14 protein-coding genes and 2 pseudogenes are annotated in these 15,404 nt (G+C 66.5%); 9 read left to right on the top strand and 7 right to left on the bottom strand.

The features are described from left to right. Nucleotides 1–294: pseudogene (locus QZ607_RS15865) on the top strand (IS110 family transposase); the annotation flags it as partial. A 338-nt stretch (nucleotides 295–632) separates the two neighbouring features. Here QZ607_RS15865 and QZ607_RS15860 read toward each other — a convergent pair. Together QZ607_RS15860 and QZ607_RS25895 are read right to left on the bottom strand one after the other, a co-directional pair. Further along, entirely contained in the window at nucleotides 633–1,094 is a 462-nt protein-coding gene (locus QZ607_RS15860; RefSeq protein WP_295884522.1) for a PIN domain protein, read from the bottom strand. Nucleotides 1,095–1,824: 730 nt separating this feature from the next. Continuing rightward, nucleotides 1,825–2,067, bottom strand: a complete 243-nt coding sequence (locus QZ607_RS25895) for a sulfotransferase family 2 domain-containing protein (RefSeq protein ID WP_367268204.1) — start codon at nucleotides 2,065–2,067, stop codon at nucleotides 1,825–1,827. Between the two features lie 196 nt (nucleotides 2,068–2,263). Here QZ607_RS25895 and QZ607_RS15855 point away from each other — a divergent pair, with 196 nt between their 5' ends. The 5 genes and pseudogenes from QZ607_RS15855 to QZ607_RS15835 form a co-directional block, all read left to right on the top strand. Further along, nucleotides 2,264–3,292: a site-specific integrase gene (locus tag QZ607_RS15855; protein WP_295884520.1), complete on the top strand. Its 1,029-nt coding sequence runs from the start codon at nucleotides 2,264–2,266 to the stop codon at nucleotides 3,290–3,292. A 96-nt stretch (nucleotides 3,293–3,388) separates the two neighbouring features. Further along, nucleotides 3,389–4,609: a site-specific integrase gene (locus tag QZ607_RS15850; protein WP_295884518.1), complete on the top strand. Its 1,221-nt coding sequence runs from the start codon at nucleotides 3,389–3,391 to the stop codon at nucleotides 4,607–4,609. Next, nucleotides 4,606–5,544 carry a tyrosine-type recombinase/integrase gene (locus tag QZ607_RS15845; RefSeq protein ID WP_295884517.1) on the top strand — a complete coding sequence of 313 codons (939 nt, stop codon included), beginning with the start codon at nucleotides 4,606–4,608 and terminating at the stop codon, nucleotides 5,542–5,544. Before QZ607_RS15850 ends, QZ607_RS15845 begins: the two co-directional genes overlap by 4 nt. Continuing rightward, complete coding sequence (locus QZ607_RS15840) at nucleotides 5,541–6,539, top strand: site-specific integrase (RefSeq protein WP_295884514.1); 999 nt, start codon at nucleotides 5,541–5,543, stop codon at nucleotides 6,537–6,539. Before QZ607_RS15845 ends, QZ607_RS15840 begins: the two co-directional genes overlap by 4 nt. 122 nt (nucleotides 6,540–6,661) lie before the next feature. Next, a pseudogene (locus QZ607_RS15835) lies at nucleotides 6,662–6,805 on the top strand (tyrosine-type recombinase/integrase); the annotation flags it as partial. A 427-nt stretch (nucleotides 6,806–7,232) separates the two neighbouring features. Here QZ607_RS15835 and QZ607_RS15830 read toward each other — a convergent pair. Genes QZ607_RS15830 through sthA form a run of 3 tightly spaced genes read right to left on the bottom strand, consistent with a single transcriptional unit; the run spans nucleotide 7,233 to nucleotide 9,341 of the window. Beyond that, nucleotides 7,233–7,478, bottom strand: a complete 246-nt coding sequence (locus QZ607_RS15830; protein ID WP_295884525.1) for a type II toxin-antitoxin system RelE/ParE family toxin — start codon at nucleotides 7,476–7,478, stop codon at nucleotides 7,233–7,235. A 39-nt stretch (nucleotides 7,479–7,517) separates the two neighbouring features. Next, nucleotides 7,518–7,892, bottom strand: coding sequence for a hypothetical protein (locus QZ607_RS15825; RefSeq protein ID WP_295884509.1), 375 nt, complete (start codon nucleotides 7,890–7,892; stop codon nucleotides 7,518–7,520). A gap of 51 nt (nucleotides 7,893–7,943) precedes the next feature. Next, complete coding sequence (gene sthA, locus QZ607_RS15820; RefSeq protein WP_295884508.1) at nucleotides 7,944–9,341, bottom strand: Si-specific NAD(P)(+) transhydrogenase; 1,398 nt, start codon at nucleotides 9,339–9,341, stop codon at nucleotides 7,944–7,946. A 547-nt stretch (nucleotides 9,342–9,888) separates the two neighbouring features. On the opposite strand from sthA, the gene QZ607_RS15815 reads away from it, so the two are divergent. Then, entirely contained in the window at nucleotides 9,889–10,614 is a 726-nt protein-coding gene (locus QZ607_RS15815; protein ID WP_295884506.1) for a DUF3379 family protein, read from the top strand. Between the two features lie 64 nt (nucleotides 10,615–10,678). Here the strand turns inward: QZ607_RS15815 and QZ607_RS15810 are convergent, their stop codons facing one another. Together QZ607_RS15810 and QZ607_RS15805 are read right to left on the bottom strand one after the other, a co-directional pair. Then, nucleotides 10,679–10,930, bottom strand: coding sequence for a cysteine-rich CWC family protein (locus QZ607_RS15810; RefSeq protein WP_295884502.1), 252 nt, complete (start codon nucleotides 10,928–10,930; stop codon nucleotides 10,679–10,681). Nucleotides 10,931–11,413: 483 nt separating this feature from the next. After that, complete coding sequence (locus QZ607_RS15805) at nucleotides 11,414–12,205, bottom strand: DUF2189 domain-containing protein (RefSeq protein ID WP_295884499.1); 792 nt, start codon at nucleotides 12,203–12,205, stop codon at nucleotides 11,414–11,416. Between the two features lie 470 nt (nucleotides 12,206–12,675). Between QZ607_RS15805 and QZ607_RS15800 the strand changes: the two genes are divergently transcribed. Both QZ607_RS15800 and QZ607_RS15795 read left to right on the top strand, forming a co-directional pair. After that, nucleotides 12,676–13,110, top strand: coding sequence for a hypothetical protein (locus QZ607_RS15800; protein WP_295884496.1), 435 nt, complete (start codon nucleotides 12,676–12,678; stop codon nucleotides 13,108–13,110). Between the two features lie 21 nt (nucleotides 13,111–13,131). Continuing rightward, nucleotides 13,132–15,375, top strand: coding sequence for a protein-disulfide reductase DsbD (locus tag QZ607_RS15795; RefSeq protein WP_295884494.1), 2,244 nt, complete (start codon nucleotides 13,132–13,134; stop codon nucleotides 15,373–15,375). Nucleotides 15,376–15,404 lie beyond the last annotated feature (29 nt).

The following is a 15,404-nucleotide window of genomic DNA, read 5'->3' as shown; positions in this document are numbered from 1 at the left end:
CGCTGTGTCGGCAGCACGCACGTCTCCAACGGCAAGCAGAAGGGCAAGGGCAACACCAAGAACGGCAACAAGTACCTGGCATGGGCGTACGTCGAGGCGGCCAACTTCGCCGTGCGCTACGCCTGGTCTCATAGGGGGCAGCTCAAGCGCTGGTATCAACGCAAGCAGGCGAAGACCAAGGGTGTGGTGGCGATCAAGGCGGTCGCCCAAAAGCTGGCCCGCGCCTGCTGTCACATTCTGCGCGACGGCCCGTTCGGGAAGTGGGCGTTCGACGTGAACCGTGCCTTCGCCTGAACCGAATCGCTTCGTGGAGTATTGATCTAGATCATCGTGCGCAGCCGCGAGGTTTTTGGGCCGCCTATTGAGCGGGGTCAGCTAAATGGTGACCCCCTGACCCCTCTTCCCGTGAGCCTCATACCGTTTAGCACAGCCCGCCGCGTGCTGGCTGGTCGGCACTACTCCGCCGACCAGCCAGCAAGCGGTCGGAGGTGCCCCTGTTGCTGGACTCTTCCTTCCGCAGTGCCTCAAGCCAACCGCGATGAGATGCGAGGTATGCTTGTTCTTCGGTCCAAGACATGCCTTCTGTATCGTGATAGATCTTGTCGCGAGCGCCCCGCATCAACTCGACAGCTTTAATCGTCATAATTCAGCACCTCCATCGGTGACCGGATCTCAAGCATGGGATACCCAAGTCGCAGGTTCACAGAGTTATATCCATGGATACGCTCAAGATTTACAATGTGCTTGAAGTTCCAGCTTACAAGAACGTCGGCACGACAGATCGTAGCAGTTGCAATATGTTGTGCGTCTATTCTGCTCTTACTGGGAACAACGCCTTCTTTCAAATAGGCTTCCGACAAGTGACCAGCCTCTTCGGAAAAGCTCACAAACTCTACGTGTTCCACAGGTACGGATAGCAGTACGTCACGAACCGGTTCTGGTGCCGCCTCTAACTCGGCCAGAGTAAGATCGGAAACCACGAGAACTGCGGCGCCAGAGCGAAAGGCATCAAAAAGCGGGATCGATCCGTGCTCGAATTCGACATCGAAGCAGCCGCCTACCGCGGAAGTGTCGGTGTAGATTCTACGCCTCATGGCTACTCGTGAACTCGTGACTGCTGCGTTACCGCTCCGCGGAGCCGAGCCGGCCCCGTTGAGCGGATACGTAACAGATGGTTGGCAAGTTGACGACTCAGTAAGCATAGCAGACCGCGACGACACGCGTTGTTGGGCTGCGCCGCTGGTTGGGCGACTCTTCATTCTATCCTGGTCGCACGGGCTCCATAATTAAGTAAACTGTCCACGTAATCCGCATAGTCCTCATCCGAATAGACGTTAACAGATGATTATGTCGCCTGCACCCATTCTCTCACGTTCAGAACTGAGCTGAATCCGTGTCCGCTTCAATGGCGCATGGGCATAGGTGTCGGCTAATCAATGACTTCGAAATTGTAACCAACTAATTCTATGTCAAAACTAAACCAATTTGCCACGCGATCTCTAGCAGTGCTATTGTAAAACTTACTGTAATGAGGCCTTTTTTTCTCTCGCCCAGAAAAAATTTTCGCGATGACCTCTTATTAACGTGAGGTAGTTTTACATCTTTCAAGCCTAGTTTCTTTGTCACCGATGGCCAACTGTCCTGAAGCTCTTCAAGTTTCAAAATCTCATCAACCAGGCAAATGCCATCAGACGAATAGGCAAACTGCTTAAGTGTATGGTTCGGCGAAGACTTTAAAACTACCGGATGATCTAAAAAATCGATAAATGATTCGGCATGAGTCGCGGGCGTATGCCAGATCGAGCCGGGGTTAGAAAGTCCGTATTAGTAGCGCGCAACCATTCGATCCCATGGATTGCGAACGGTTGTGAATTTGAAGTAGCTATTCCAGTCCCAGCCCTGTTTCAAAAAGTGCTCTTTGAGTCTCCGCGCGTTGGTGTGATGGTGATATGGGAATTCTGTGGAAGACTTTATATCGCTGTAAGGGTCAAGTGCTATTCTGATTGACGTGCTCCCTGATTGAGGATTGGAGAGAAACACAAAGCGGTGCTGGTGTGAAATTCGCATTATTAAAACCTCCTAATCTCGGGTAGCCTAACAATTGATTCTCCCGTTTCGGGATAACCTCCCGAACGGGAATCCTACCGTTGACGACAAAAATAGCACCGCACGTCGGCCGTTGACAACAGAATCCGACGAGTGCTAGGAACTTTCCGTATAGCCAGCCTCACCGGCGAGATTTACGGAAGAAGGAGTGTCCCCGATGCTTGCCATACCGCCCGATCTCCTCGCGTGCTACGACGCGGCTCTGGCACAGGACGGGATTCCCGAGTATCAGCGAGCGCATTATCGGCGGTGGCTGCGCTTCTATCTGGATTTCTGCGCCAAGTATGAGCGCGCGCCGCTGGAGCGGGAGACTGTGCGGTCGTTCCTGCGAAAGCTGCTGGAGAAGGGGCAGGCCGACTGGATGCGCAAGCAGGCGGTCGACGCGGTGCGGCTGTACTTTTTCCTGGGGGAGACCGGTGCGCAGCACCCACCCGGCACGCGCAACAGTGCGGGCGCTTTGCAGGCGAGTAGGGCGCGCCGCCCAGCGGCCCAGCCATCTGCCCAGCAATCCGCGCAGTCAGCCGTTCGGCCAGCCGCTCGGTCGGCCGTGGAGCCGGCGCCCGCGGCTGCGCCGGAATCGACCCCGAGGCGCGCCGACGGTGGAGCGGGGTACGGCGGCCGAACCGCTGCGTCCGGTCCCACTGATCCGCACGAGGTGGCGACGCGCGGCGCCGGGCATGTGGGTACGAGTCGCCCGACACAGGCGCCCGGAGGGGGCGAAGCGCAGCGCCCAGGTCCGCCCATCGGGGCGCGGCCGGCTGCGGCCCAGGCGACGACGGCGCCGACCGGCGGTGCCGCTCCGAACGGCTGGCCCGAGCTGTACGACCAGCTGACGGCGGCGATCCAGGTCCGCCATTATTCCGCCAAGACGTTGAAGAGCTATCGCAGCTGGGCGAGGCAGCTTCAGGGGTTTACCCGCAACAAGCCGCCGGCGGCGCTGGCGGTGGACGACGTGAAGACGTTCCTGACACATCTGGCGGTAGACAAGCAGGTCTCCGCATCGAGCCAGAACCAGGCCTTCAATGCCTTGCTTTTCGTGCATGACACCGCCCTGCAAAAGGCACTGAAGACGGCGGTCCAGGGGGCCGGCATTCCCAAGCGGGCCTCTGCGCATACCCTAAGGCATTATTCCGCGCGCCGGATTATGTCGAACGGTCGGTTCGGTCTAGCTCTAAACCCTCTGTAGCAGGGACTCGCGCTCCAAGCCAACCCCGTTGCATGCGGCATAATCCGGCTGTCTCCTGGCACTGGCCATATGGCCGGTATCGCGAGGAGACACGACATGAGAACGCTTCTTCCGTCGGCGGTTTCAGGACCGCTGGCGCCCTATGCGGAAGCCTTCGCGCAGCGCCTGCGCGAACAGGGCTACGCCCCCTGGACCCGGCAAGACAAGCTCCATGTGGTCGCCAGGTTGAGCGGTTGGCTGACCGAGCATCAGCTTTCCGTCGGCGCCCTCAATGAGCAACGCGTCTGCGATTTTCTGCATGAGTTCCATACGCGCGAGCGCCGCCGCTACCATGGTGATCCGACAACGCTGCGAGATCTGCTCAGGCACCTGTCTGATGTAGGTGTCCTGCCGCAGCCGACAGTCGTTGCCGAGGACGGGCCGCAGGCCGAGATGCTCCGGGCATTCAGGCGCTACTTGATTCAGGAGCGCGGTCTCGCCATGAGGACGGTGGACACCTACGTTGCAGTCGCGATGCGTTTTCTCGCCGCCTGCGTCGGGACAGCGCGCGTCGATCCGGCGGCATTGCAGGCGCACGACGCCATCGCGTTCGTGCGCGCAGAGGCCCATCGCCTCTCGCCCAAGCCGGCGCAGCTCATGGTCACTGCGTTGCGCGGTTTCCTGCGCTTTCTCCACCAACACGGGCGCATCGCGGTCGATCTGAGCGCGTCAGTGCCCACGGTCGCGGACTGGCGCCGCTCCGGCGTGCCCAAGTATCTCCCGGCCGAGCAGGTCGAGACACTCCTGGCCAGCTGTGATCAGCACACCATTGGGGGCCAGCGCGATTACGCCGTTCTGCTGTTGCTCGCGCGTCTGGGGCTGCGGGCCGGCGAGGTCGTGCACCTGCGTCTGGAGGACATCGACTGGACCGAGGGTCTGCTCACGGTATGTGGCAAGGGTGGACGGTGGCGTCGGCTGCCGCTGCCGGTGGATGTGGGTGAAGCCATCGCCCGGTACCTGAGTGCGGGGCGGCCTCACTGCTCGACCCGGCGGGTATTCGTGCGCCTGCGGGCACCGCACACCGGCTTTGCTGCCTCGGTGGCGATCGACGGCATCGTGTCGCGTGCCTTGACACGCGCCGGTCTCCAGCCGCCGCTGCGAGGGGCGCACTTGCTGCGCCACTCGCTGGCGACGACGATGCTGCGCCGCGGCGCCTCGTTGGCGGAGATCGGCCAGCTGTTGGGCCATCAGTTGCCGCAGACCACGGAGATCTATGCCAAGGTCGACGCCTGCGCGCTGGCCGAGCTGGCACAGCCCTGGCCGGGAGCGACGTCATGAGCGTGCTCTCCGCCGCTGTGGACGACTACCTTGCCTTGCGGCGAGGGCTGGGCTTCAAGCTGACCGACGTCGGCCGCGATCTGCACCAGTTCGTGAATTTCGCCGAGCGCGAAGGTGTCGCGTCGGTCACCACCGAGCTGGCCCTGCGCTGGGCGATGCTGCCGAGCAGCGCCTCGCCGGCGCATTGGGCGCGACGCTTGGGCATCGTGCGCCAGTTCGCCCGCTATTACCGTGCCCTGGACCCCCGCACCGAGATTCCACCGGCGCAGCTGCTTCCCTATCGCTATGCGCGACCATCACCCTACGTCTACCGCGACGAGGAGATCGCCGCCCTGATCGAAGCGGCTGCGCGGCTGCCGTCGCCAACCGGACTGCGGGCAGCGACCTATGCGACGCTCTTCGGTCTGTTGGCTGTCACCGGGATGCGCATCGGCGAGCCGCTCGCGCTGGACCGTGCCGATGTGGACCTGGCGGGCGGTAGCCTGAGTATCCGCGGCGCGAAGTTCGGCAAATCGCGCTGGCTGCCACTGCATCCGAGCACTACGGCCAGACTGGCGCGCTACGCCGAGCGCCGCGACGGTCTGTATCCCGCACCGCCGGCGCCGAGCTTTTTTCTCTCCGAGCAGGGCGCCCGGCTCACCACCTGGAGCGTGCGCGCGACCTTCGTCACGTTGTCGCATCAGATCGGCCTGCGTGCGCCAAAGGATCATCACGGCCCGCGGCTGCACGATCTGCGCCATCGCTTCGCCATCCGCACCCTGCTCGATTGGTACCGCAGCGGCGCCGATGTCGAGCAGCGCCTGCCGCAGCTCGCGGCCTATCTCGGTCATGCCCATGTCGGCGATACCTATTGGTATCTCTCCGCGACGCCCGAGCTGCTGGCCCTGGCTGCGCGGCGCCTCGACGCAGAGTGCAGCGGGGAGGGGCAGCCATGAGTGCCGAGGCCAACTTGCCGCGTCTGCTGGAGCAGTTCTTCACCGAGCGGCTCATGCAGCAGCGTCAAGCCAGCGCGCATACCATCGCCAGCTATCGCGATACCTTCTCGCTGTTGCTGCGTTTCGTCCAGGAGCGAACCAAGAAGGCACCTTCCAAGCTGTCGTTACAGGATCTGGATGCACCCGTGATCGGCGCCTTCTTGGATCACCTCGAGCAGGGACGCGGCAATGGTGCCCGCACGCGCAACGCCCGCCTGGCGGCGATACACGCCTTCTTCCGCTATGCAGCCCTCTATGAGCCGGGGGTCAGTGCCCTCATCCAGCGCGTGCTGGCGATCCCGAGCAAGCGTTTCGAGCAGCACGACATCGCCTTTCTGAACCATGAGGAGATCGCGGCGCTGGTGGCAGCACCGACGACGACAACCTGGCTCGGGCGCCGGGATCGCACGCTGTTGCTGGTAGCGGCACAAACCGGGCTGCGCGTCTCGGAGCTGATCGCGCTGTGCTGCAGCGATGTGGTGCTTGGGCACGGCGCCCATGTCCGCTGCCTCGGCAAAGGGCGTAAGGCACGCTGCACCCCGTTGCGCGAAGATGTGGTCACGGCGCTGCGGGCTTGGATGGCCGAGCGCGACGGCCAACCCGAGGACCCGCTGTTCCCCAACCGGCACAACGCGGCGCTCAGCCGCGACAGCATCGAGCATATGGTCAGTAAATATGCCGTTGTCGCCCGTCACCACTGCCCTTCCTTGGCGCAGAAGCACATCACCCCTCATGTGCTGCGCCACAGCGCGGCCATGGCGCTGCTGCAAAATGGCGTCGATCGTGCCGTCATCGCCTTATGGCTGGGGCATGAATCCGTGGAGACGACGCAAATCTACCTCCACGCCGACATGCGGATGAAAGAGCAGGCGCTTTCCAAGACCGCCAATGTCGATGTCACACCGGGGCGCTACCGCCCGGACGACGCGCTGCTCGCCTTCCTGAAGAGCCTCTGATTATGCCGAATGGTTTCCCCCGCCAAGCCCGAGCACCACCGGCTCTCACACCCGCGCTCGGCATAATCCGGCGCGCGGAATAATGACGATTATGCCGCACGCGGCATAATCGTCACAGCTATGCCTCGCACTTGTTGCAGGCGAACTACGACATCCGCACCATCCAGGAGCTGCTGGGCCACGGCAGCGTGAAGACGACGATGATCTATACGCATACGGTGCCGAGCGTGACGGTGAAGCAGGCGCGCAGTCCGTTGGATCTTTGATGATCCGCGGGCATCAGGGGCGCGACGCGGAGGCGTCGCGACCGGCTCCTCCGCTGGAGCGTGGGAGCCTGGCCCGGCCCGTTCCTCGTCGCGAACCTCCTGCTTCGCGATGCCAGTCGGGAAGCTCTGCTTCCCGAGACCCGCCTCCGGCATCGGCGACCCGCGGGCTAGGTTCCGCTTCCTTGCTCCATGGCCGAAGGCGCCTCGCCACCACTGCCTGCGCAACGCATCCGGAAGCAGAGCTTTCGCGCTCGGGTCGCGAAGCTGGAGCTTCGCGACCAGGGAACCACCAGGTAACCAGCGCGACGGGACGCAGAGCGTCTGCCCCAGCTCCAACGCTGGAGCGTTGGAGCCAGAGCCAGAGGGAGCCAGACGGAGCCAGCAGCCAGAGCCACCCGCTGAAGCATCGCAGTCAGGCGGGACATGCTCAGCCGCGCTGCTCGCGCCCGTGCCAAACACGGATGATGACGACCGTGTCGCCTTCGAGGCGGTAGCGGAGGATGTAGGCGCCGCCGGCGAAGGGCAGATACAGCTCGCGGCGCAGGCCGTCCTGCATGGGGCGGCCAAGGCGGGGGTGATCGCGGAGGCGGTCGGCGCCGGAGCGGATCAGGCGGATGGCCTTGGCGGCGGCGGTGGGGTTGACGTCGGCCAGGAAGTCGAACGGGCGCTGGATGTCGGCCTTTGGGGTGATCCGGCAGGGGGGGGAGCCAGATCAGCGCCATTTGCCGGGCTCATCGGCAATCGCGGCGGGCGGTTGCTCGGCCCAGTCATCGGCACTTTCTGCGGACCGGCCATCCAGCCGGGTGTCTGCATCCCGCGGCTGGCGTGCCATATCGTCCGCGCGGGCGGCGAGTCCGTCCAGCCAGGCGGTCATCTCGTCGTGGTCGATGTGGGCACCGGTCTCGACCCAGCGCTGCCAGCGCTGCTCGTCCTCCAGCCGCTCCTGCTCGATGTGCTCTTCGCGGTCGAGGAACTGGATGATGGCCGTTTTCATCAGCCAGTGCGGGGAGCGCTCGCGGCTCTCGCCAAGGCGCTGGAGTCGGTTCCGGATCTCGTCGTCGAGCTTGAGGCCGATGGTGGTGGACACGATGCGCCCCGCCCGGGTTGCGATGAGCGCAACCTAGCATAGGGTGGGCTGTTAGAACAACCGATTCAGCCCGTTCAGCGCCGCCACGCGGTAGGCCTCCGCCATGGTCGGGTAATTGAACGTGGTCTCGGCGAAGTACTGGATGGTGTTGGCCGGCGGCGGCTGGCGCATGATGGCCTGGCCGATGTGGATGATCTCTGAGGCCTGCTCGCCGAAGCAGTGGATGCCGAGGATCTCCAGCGTCTCACGGTGGAACAGGATCTTCAGCATGCCGACGGTGTGGCCGGTGATCTGGGCGCGGGCGATGGCCTTGAAGTGGGCCTGGGCCACCTCGTAGGGCACCTGGTCGGCGGTGAGCTGGCGCTCGGTGCGGCCGACGGAGCTGATCTCCGGCACCGAGTAGATGCCGGTGGGAAACTCCTCGATGAGCTTCCAGTCGCACTTGCCATCGGCGATGTGGGCGCCGACGAAGCGGCCCTGGTCGTAGCTGGCGCTGGCGAGTGCCGGCGGGCCGGCGACGTCACCGACGGCGTAGATGTGGGACAGCTCCGTCTGATAGCTCTCGTTGACCTCCAGCTGGCCACGCTTGTTGGGGGTGAGCCCGATGGCCTCCAGGCCCATGTCCTCGGTGTTGCCGCTGCGGCCGTTGGCCCAGAGCAGCACGTCGGTCTTGAGCTTCTTGCCGGACTTGCAGTGCAGCACCACGCCGTCGTCGGCGGGCTCCACGGATTCGTAGGTCTCGTCGTGGCGGATGACGACGCCCTGCTCGCGCAGGTGGTAGCTGAGCGCATCGGTGATTTCGTCGTCCAGGAAGGACAGCAGCCGGTCGCGGGTGTCCACCAGGTTCACCTTGATGTCCAGGTAGCTCATGATGGACGCATACTCGCAGCCGATGACGCCGGCGCCGTAGATGGTCAGGCTGCGCGGCGTGTGCTTCAGGCCCAGGATGGAGTCGCTGTCCAGCACCCGCGGGTGCGAGAAGTCCACATCCGGCGGATGATAGGGGCGGGAGCCGGTGGCGATGACGAAGTGCTTCGCGCGCAGCGACTCGCTGGCGCCGTCCGGGCGCACCACATCGATGCGGTGGGCGTCCACGAAGCGGGCGCGGCCGAAGACCACCTCCACGCGGTTGCGCTGATAGTAGCGGTAGCGGGTGCGCACCTGGTGGTCGATCACCGAGTCCGCGGCACGCAGCAGGTCCGGGAACTCCACCTCCGCCTGATCCACGGTGTGGTGGAACAGCGGGTTGCGGCGGTAGTCCGCGAGCATCTGGATGGAGTGGCGCAGGGCCTTGCTGGGGATGGTGCCCCAGTGGGTGCAGCCGCCGCCCACCTGGGTGTGGGCCTCGACGACGGCGACCTTCTGGTTGGCCTTGGCCAACTTCATGGCCGCCCCTTCGCCGGCAGGCCCGGCCCCGATGATGATGCTGTCGAACGCGCGTACTGCCATGATTCCTGCCTACCGCGGGCACTCAAAGGGGCAGGTTATCACAGCGCCCGCGGGCTTCAGGCCCGTGCCGCGCGGGGGCACGGGCGCGGTGGGTGCTGGCCTGGCGGGGCGACAGAAATCGACGCGCCCCACGGTCTTGTAGGTCAGATGTCCGCATCACCGGGCTGCAACGGTTCCGACGCGGCAGGGAGAGGCTCGCGCAGCGGGGCCGGAAGCAGAAGCTCGCGCAGAGCCGCAGAGGCGCAAAGTGAAGAGCGAGCGTTGGTCGAGTTCACCAGCGCGCTTCTCCTCTGCTCTTTCGCCGTGCCTTCGCGTCTCCGCGCGAGACATCTTTCTTGGGGTTGAACGGGTCGTTGCGCACTTGCCTTTGGGAAAATCGATCACCGACTTGCGCCCGCATGGCGGATGCGCTGCGCCCAATTTCTGATCAAGGTCCGCCCTACGCCGATACCTGCCCGGTCTCCGGGCGGTGTCGCGAGGCGAATCAGACCCGCGGCTGACCGATCCCGAGCGAGACAGCCCTGCGAAGCTTACGGCCGAGAGTCCCATGACCATGGATTGCGAAGAGTTCAAACGCCGGCTGCTGACGGATCCGATGGACCCGGACCCGGCATTCCGCGACCACGCCCGTGAGTGCCCGCCCTGCGCCACGGAGGCCGGGCGCGCGCTGGCCTTCGAGGCCGAGCTGCGCCGGGCGCTGGCGGCGGAGACCGGCGAGCCGCTGCCGGAGGCCTCCGGCGCACGCCACGGCCGCCGGTGGCTGCTGCTGGTGGGCCTGCTGCCGCTGCTGGCGGCGCTGGTCTGGTGGGGGCTGCACCTGGCGCCCGTGCCCACGGGCATGGCGACGGCGCGGGCGCTCGCCGGTCTGGCCGTCGAGCATGTGCGCTCGGAGCCGGACCTGCTGGACACAGCGGCTCGAGCGGCGGTGCCGGTGCCGGCGGCCCGGCTGGTGCTCGGGAATCTCGGGGTGGAGACGATGCCGCGGCTCGGCGCAGGCCCGACGCTGCGCTATGCGGGCCGCTGCCGGATGGGGGAAGCGGACGGTGCGCATCTGGTCATGGATGGCGAACGCGGTGCCGTGACGGTGCTCGTGATGCCGATTGTGGCGTCTACCGTGCCGATGCTGGTCCGTCGCGATGGTCTGCGCGCCCTGCTGCTGCCGCACGGCCATGGCGCCGTGGCCCTGGTGGGGCAGCCGGGGGAGCCGCTGCGGCCGTTGGCTGAGCGGCTGGATCTGGTGGAGGCCGCCGACCCGGCCCCGCTGCGGCCCTGAACCGCCGGCGGCTCGATGCTGGACCGCCGGCGGACAGCGCCCCGGGCGGCCCGCCGTGCCGCGGTCAGCTCGCGCCTTCGGTGAGGACCACGTCGCCGTCACGCTCCTTGCCGGCCAGCTCCTTGAGGCAGCGCGAGCACAGGCAGTCGCTGTAGGTGTCCTGCAGCTTGCCGAGCAGGTCCGGCGACAGGCTCACACCCACGCACTGGCAGTGCGGCAGGTCGTTCACCTTGCAGACAAAGCTGGCGCCGCAGCGGGCGCAGGTCTTGGGACCGGCCTTGAGGTCGGCGGGGTCGGGGTGGGTCATGTCGCTCATCGGTCATCTGTCGATGCGCTGCTGCGGGCCGGGCTCAGCGCGGCCGGTCTTGGGTGACAAAAAACTGTAGCCGGATGGGGGCATCTTCAAGGCGGCCGGGGTGCCTTGTTGCACCCCGGCGCCCGCACCGCCCGGGCCTAGCGGCGATCGTCGAGAATGCTCTCCACCAAGCCGCGGTGCGCCGGCTCGATGAAGGTATCGCATTCCATGACCGTTCATGGGTGTGCGCCCCGGGTTGTCGTTTGTTCGCGCGCGACCGTCATGCGTGCCGCGCGCGGACCAGTAGAACGCCGAGGGCGCCGGCGTATCAGGTGCGCTTGTCACCCACGAGTTGTGGAGGTGCGGGCGAAGGCGGTGGGGAGAGGAGAGTCGGCCGGCGGGGCGGGGGATCGATGGGCGACGCCGCCGGTTGCAGCGTGCCAAGTGGGTTGTGGCCGATCCCTGGCCTGGTGCGCGCCGGCGGCGGGGCCGCCGGCGGATGGATCAGTCCTGCGCCGGCACGATGTCCCGGTAGGCATGCCAGGTGGCGTGGCCCACCAGCGGCATGGCGATGAACAGACCGATGTAGAAGGACATGAGGCCCAGCGCGATGAACATGACGATGAGGCCGGCCCAGAGCGTCATGGCCTGCCAGTTCTCCACGACGGCCTTGATGCTGGTGCGGATAGCGGTGAAGCCGTCCACGTCCCGGTCCATGATCATGGGTACCGAGATGGCGCTGATGGCGTAGGCCACCCAGGCCAGCACGAAGCCCACCGTGATGCTGGCGAAGGCGAAGGCGTTGTTCTGCCCGGACAGGAAGACGGTGCCGAAGAAGTTCTCCAGCGGCGGGTGCATGCCGGTGTAGAGCAGTGCGAAGAGCACGAAGTTGGACATCATCCACAGCTGCATGATGATGAGCAGACCCGCGGTGATGACGCCGAGTTGGGCCTGGTTGCCCTTCCATGCCTCCAGGAAGTGGCAGAAATGGAGCTTCTCGCCGCGCTCCAGGCGGGCGCTCATCTGATACAGCCCAAGGCCGATGATGGGCGCCAGCAGATAGAAGCCGGCGACCAGGAACGGCACCATGAAGGTCAGCCCCTCGTTGATGAAGCCAAGGGTGATGAGCCCGCTCAGCAGCACAATGACGGCCCCATAGGTGAGGCTGTACTTGCGGGCACGGATCATGTCGCTCCAGCCCTTGTCGAGCCACTCCCAGGGCTGATCCAGGGTGACGTGGTTGACGCGGATGGCATCCTGCCGGGCGTGCTGCTCGGCAACGGCGGTTTCGGTCATGGCGGTGTCCTCCATTGGACGGTCTGTTCAGCAAGCGGTTGGACGGGGTGTGCGGCACCGGCTCTTGCGGTGCTGTGCCCCGTCTCGTTGTCGGTGTTCGTTGTCGGTTGCGCCGCGCCCGCCAGCCGGCGGGTGGTGCGGCCTGACCAATGCTTTGGCAGGCTTGAGCCGCAGGTGCAGCGCAAATCAGGAAATCACGCAGATTGCAATCGGCGTAGGCCAGGCAACCCGGGCAAACAGTGCAGAAAAAATTGACGAAACGCAACCCGGTGCCACTTGGGTTATGTCAGCCCTAGCAGCCATGGACCTAGGTATAAACCGCTATTCATGTGGCGTTTAGGCCAGGTTTCCGTGCACAGCCGAGCCCATTGGCGGTCCGCCCAGGGTGCGGCCGCTGCGCTTGATGTAGACCTGCGGCAACCGCATAAGCCGCCCCGCGAGCGTTGATCGGCCCAACCGAGGACAGCCCCATGACGGACGCACCCACGCGCAAGTGCCCCTTTGCCGCGCCCATCACCACGGGCCGCGCAGCCTGCCGACATGCCACCGAGGTGGTCCGCCGCGGCGGGTCTGAATACGACTGTGACCATGCCGAGGCCCACGCCCGCTGCGGCGAGCTCTTCGCTGGCCTGAAACAGGTGGGGCTGGATGCCTTCGGGGTGGAGGACGACCTCACCCAGATGCCCCACAGTGTGCTGGTGAAGATCCAGACCGGCGGACTGCTCGGCCTGCGCCGGCTCGTCACCCCAGATGCCGATCCCGATGCGCCGGTGGCGGACGTGGCGGACCTGGTCACCCAGGCGGGCGAAGTCCACGGCGGCGTCGGTCAGATCCCCTTCGTGTCGCTGGCGGACGACATGCTGAACTGCAAGCTGGAGCGCCGCGGCCGCCGCCGCGGGCGCTGAGCGCAACGGTCAGGGTGGCTCATGGCGCTCCCCGCAGCACGACGGCCGATGGCCGCGCTCACCGGAGCCCAAGCACTGGTCGCACCGCGTGGGCTGGTGTTGCTCGCGCTGCTGCTGGCGGTCTTCGTGACCACGGCGCTGCGGGCGGCCCCCATGACGCAGGTGCAGCCGGCCATCGACGCCGCGGTCTTCGACGGACCGGCGGCATCGGCCCCCGTCATCACGGACAACGTCCGCGCCCGGCTCCTGGCCGAGCAGAGCCGGGTGCAGCCGGGGGCATCCGTGGATCTGGCGCTGGTGCTGGACATTCGCCCGCACTGGCACACCTACTGGCGCAACCCGGGCGACTCCGGCGAGCCGCCGCGCATCGACTGGCAGCTGCCGGAGGGCGTCACGGCAGGCCCTATCCGCTGGCCTCTGCCCGCGCCCATCCCCGTCGGACCGCTGGTGAACTACGGCTACTCGGGCCGCGCCGTGCATTTGGTGTCGCTCCAGGTGCCGGCGGACTGGCCCGCGGACGCGCCCATCCCGGTCACCGCGGAAGCCCACTGGCTGGTGTGCGAGGAGGCCTGCATCCCGGAGCAGGGCCGGTTCAGCCTGACCCTGAGCACCGATCCCGCGGCGGCGGATGCGCCACCGGGTGCCGTGCGGACGCTCTTCGCCGAGGCGCGTGCGCGCCTGCCGCAGGCGGGCGTGGTGCAGGCAGTCCTGACGCGCGGCGACGACGCGCTCGGGCTGCGGGTGCCCGCCGCGGCGCTCCCGGGCGGCGTCTCTGATGCCTACTTTTTTCCGGATGCCTGGGGGCTCGTCAACCATGCCGCCGAGCAGCGCTGGTCGCTGGACGCCGACCACCTGACGCTGACCCTCGCGCCCGGCGACGCGGCGGCCTCCGTCGCCGCCACCGGACTGCTCACGGTCACGGCTGCCGAGGGCACCGTCGGGCTGCGGTTGGATGCGACGGGCGCAGCCGGGGCCCCAACGCCGGCGGGTGCCGCGGCCGCATCGGCCGGTGCGGCGGACCTGGGCCTGCCCCTCGCCCTCGGTTTCGCGCTGATCGGCGGGCTGGTGCTGAACCTGATGCCCTGCGTCTTCCCGGTGCTCGCCATCAAGGCGCTCGGGCTCGCGGGGCAGGGGGGTGCCGGATTCGGCCATCGGGCGCTGCACGGGCTCGCCTACACCGCCGGCGTGCTGGCGTTCTTCCTCGCGCTCGGCCTGCTGCTGCTCGGGCTGCGCGCCGGCGGGGCCGCCGTGGGCTGGGGTTTTCAGCTGCAGTCGCCGCTGTTCGTCGCCCTGATGGCTTACCTGTTCGTCGTGCTCGGCATGAGCCTCGCCGGCGCGCTGACGCTCGGCACCGGGCTCATGGGCATCGGCCAGGGCGGCGCCGCGCAGGCGGGGCATCTCGGCGCCTTCGTCACCGGCGCGCTGGCGGCCCTGGTGGCGGCACCCTGCACGGCGCCCTTCATGGGCGCGGCGCTCGGCTATGCGATGACCGTGCCCTGGCCCGCGGCGCTCGCCATCGTGCTGGCATTGGGGCTCGGCATGGCACTGCCCTTCCTGCTGCTCGCCGTCTCCCCCGGGCTCGCGCGCCGGCTGCCCCGGCCTGGGCCCTGGATGGAGACCCTCAAGCAGACGCTGGCCTTCCCGATGTTCGCCACCGCCGCCTGGCTGCTCTGGGTGCTGGCGGTGCAGACGGGGCCGGGCGGCCTCGCCACGGCGCTCACCGGGGCCTTGGTCCTTGCCTTCGGCCTCTGGGTGCAGGAGCAGATGCGGTTCCAGCGCTCGCCCTGGCCCCGGGTCGGCGCCGCCGCCGCCGGGGCGGGCCTGGGGGCTGCGCTCTGGCTCGGCGTGGGCCTGTCCGGCGACCAGGTCGCGGCACCGCCGACGGCCGGCCGGGCCGCGCCCGCAGGTGCCGAGGCAGCGGCGGGTCTGCCAGCCGAGCCCTACTCGCCCGGGCGGCTCGCCGCCGCGCTGGCCGACGGCCGCCCCGTGTTCGTCAACATGACCGCGGCCTGGTGCATCACCTGCCTCGTCAACGAGCGGGTGGCGCTGAGCCGCGCCGCCGTCGCCCGTGCCTTCGCCGAGCGCGATGTGCTGTACCTGAAGGGCGATTGGACCAACCGCGACCCCGCCATCACGGACTATCTGGCGGGTTTCGGGCGCAACGGCGTACCCATTTACGTCTTTTATCCGCCCGGCGGCGCGCCCCGTGTGCTGCCGCAGGTGCTGACCGAGGCCATCGTGCTGGATCACCTGGGCACCGGGTGACCCGCCGCAGCAAACCCGACTTCCATCAA

Origin of the sequence: uncultured Thiohalocapsa sp. (genome assembly GCF_913063425.1) — a bacterium.
Lineage (GTDB): Bacteria > Pseudomonadota > Gammaproteobacteria > Chromatiales > Chromatiaceae > Thiohalocapsa.
This window is presented reverse-complemented; position numbering and strand designations above follow the sequence as displayed.

What these genes read in the sequence shown, in the direction of transcription:
- QZ607_RS15860 (WP_295884522.1), bottom strand. Translation starts at nt 1,094, where the DNA reads ATGAGGCGTAGAATCTACACCGACACTTCCGCGGTAGGCGGCTGCTTC.
- QZ607_RS25895 (WP_367268204.1), bottom strand. Translation starts at nt 2,067, where the DNA reads ATGCGAATTTCACACCAGCACCGCTTTGTGTTTCTCTCCAATCCTCAA.
- QZ607_RS15855 (WP_295884520.1), top strand. Translation starts at nt 2,264, where the DNA reads ATGCTTGCCATACCGCCCGATCTCCTCGCGTGCTACGACGCGGCTCTG.
- QZ607_RS15850 (WP_295884518.1), top strand. Translation starts at nt 3,389, where the DNA reads ATGAGAACGCTTCTTCCGTCGGCGGTTTCAGGACCGCTGGCGCCCTAT.
- QZ607_RS15845 (WP_295884517.1), top strand. Translation starts at nt 4,606, where the DNA reads ATGAGCGTGCTCTCCGCCGCTGTGGACGACTACCTTGCCTTGCGGCGA.
- QZ607_RS15840 (WP_295884514.1), top strand. Translation starts at nt 5,541, where the DNA reads ATGAGTGCCGAGGCCAACTTGCCGCGTCTGCTGGAGCAGTTCTTCACC.
- sthA (WP_295884508.1), bottom strand. Translation starts at nt 9,341, where the DNA reads ATGGCAGTACGCGCGTTCGACAGCATCATCATCGGGGCCGGGCCTGCC.
- QZ607_RS15815 (WP_295884506.1), top strand. Translation starts at nt 9,889, where the DNA reads ATGACCATGGATTGCGAAGAGTTCAAACGCCGGCTGCTGACGGATCCG.
- QZ607_RS15810 (WP_295884502.1), bottom strand. Translation starts at nt 10,930, where the DNA reads ATGAGCGACATGACCCACCCCGACCCCGCCGACCTCAAGGCCGGTCCC.
- QZ607_RS15805 (WP_295884499.1), bottom strand. Translation starts at nt 12,205, where the DNA reads ATGACCGAAACCGCCGTTGCCGAGCAGCACGCCCGGCAGGATGCCATC.
- QZ607_RS15800 (WP_295884496.1), top strand. Translation starts at nt 12,676, where the DNA reads ATGACGGACGCACCCACGCGCAAGTGCCCCTTTGCCGCGCCCATCACC.
- QZ607_RS15795 (WP_295884494.1), top strand. Translation starts at nt 13,132, where the DNA reads ATGGCGCTCCCCGCAGCACGACGGCCGATGGCCGCGCTCACCGGAGCC.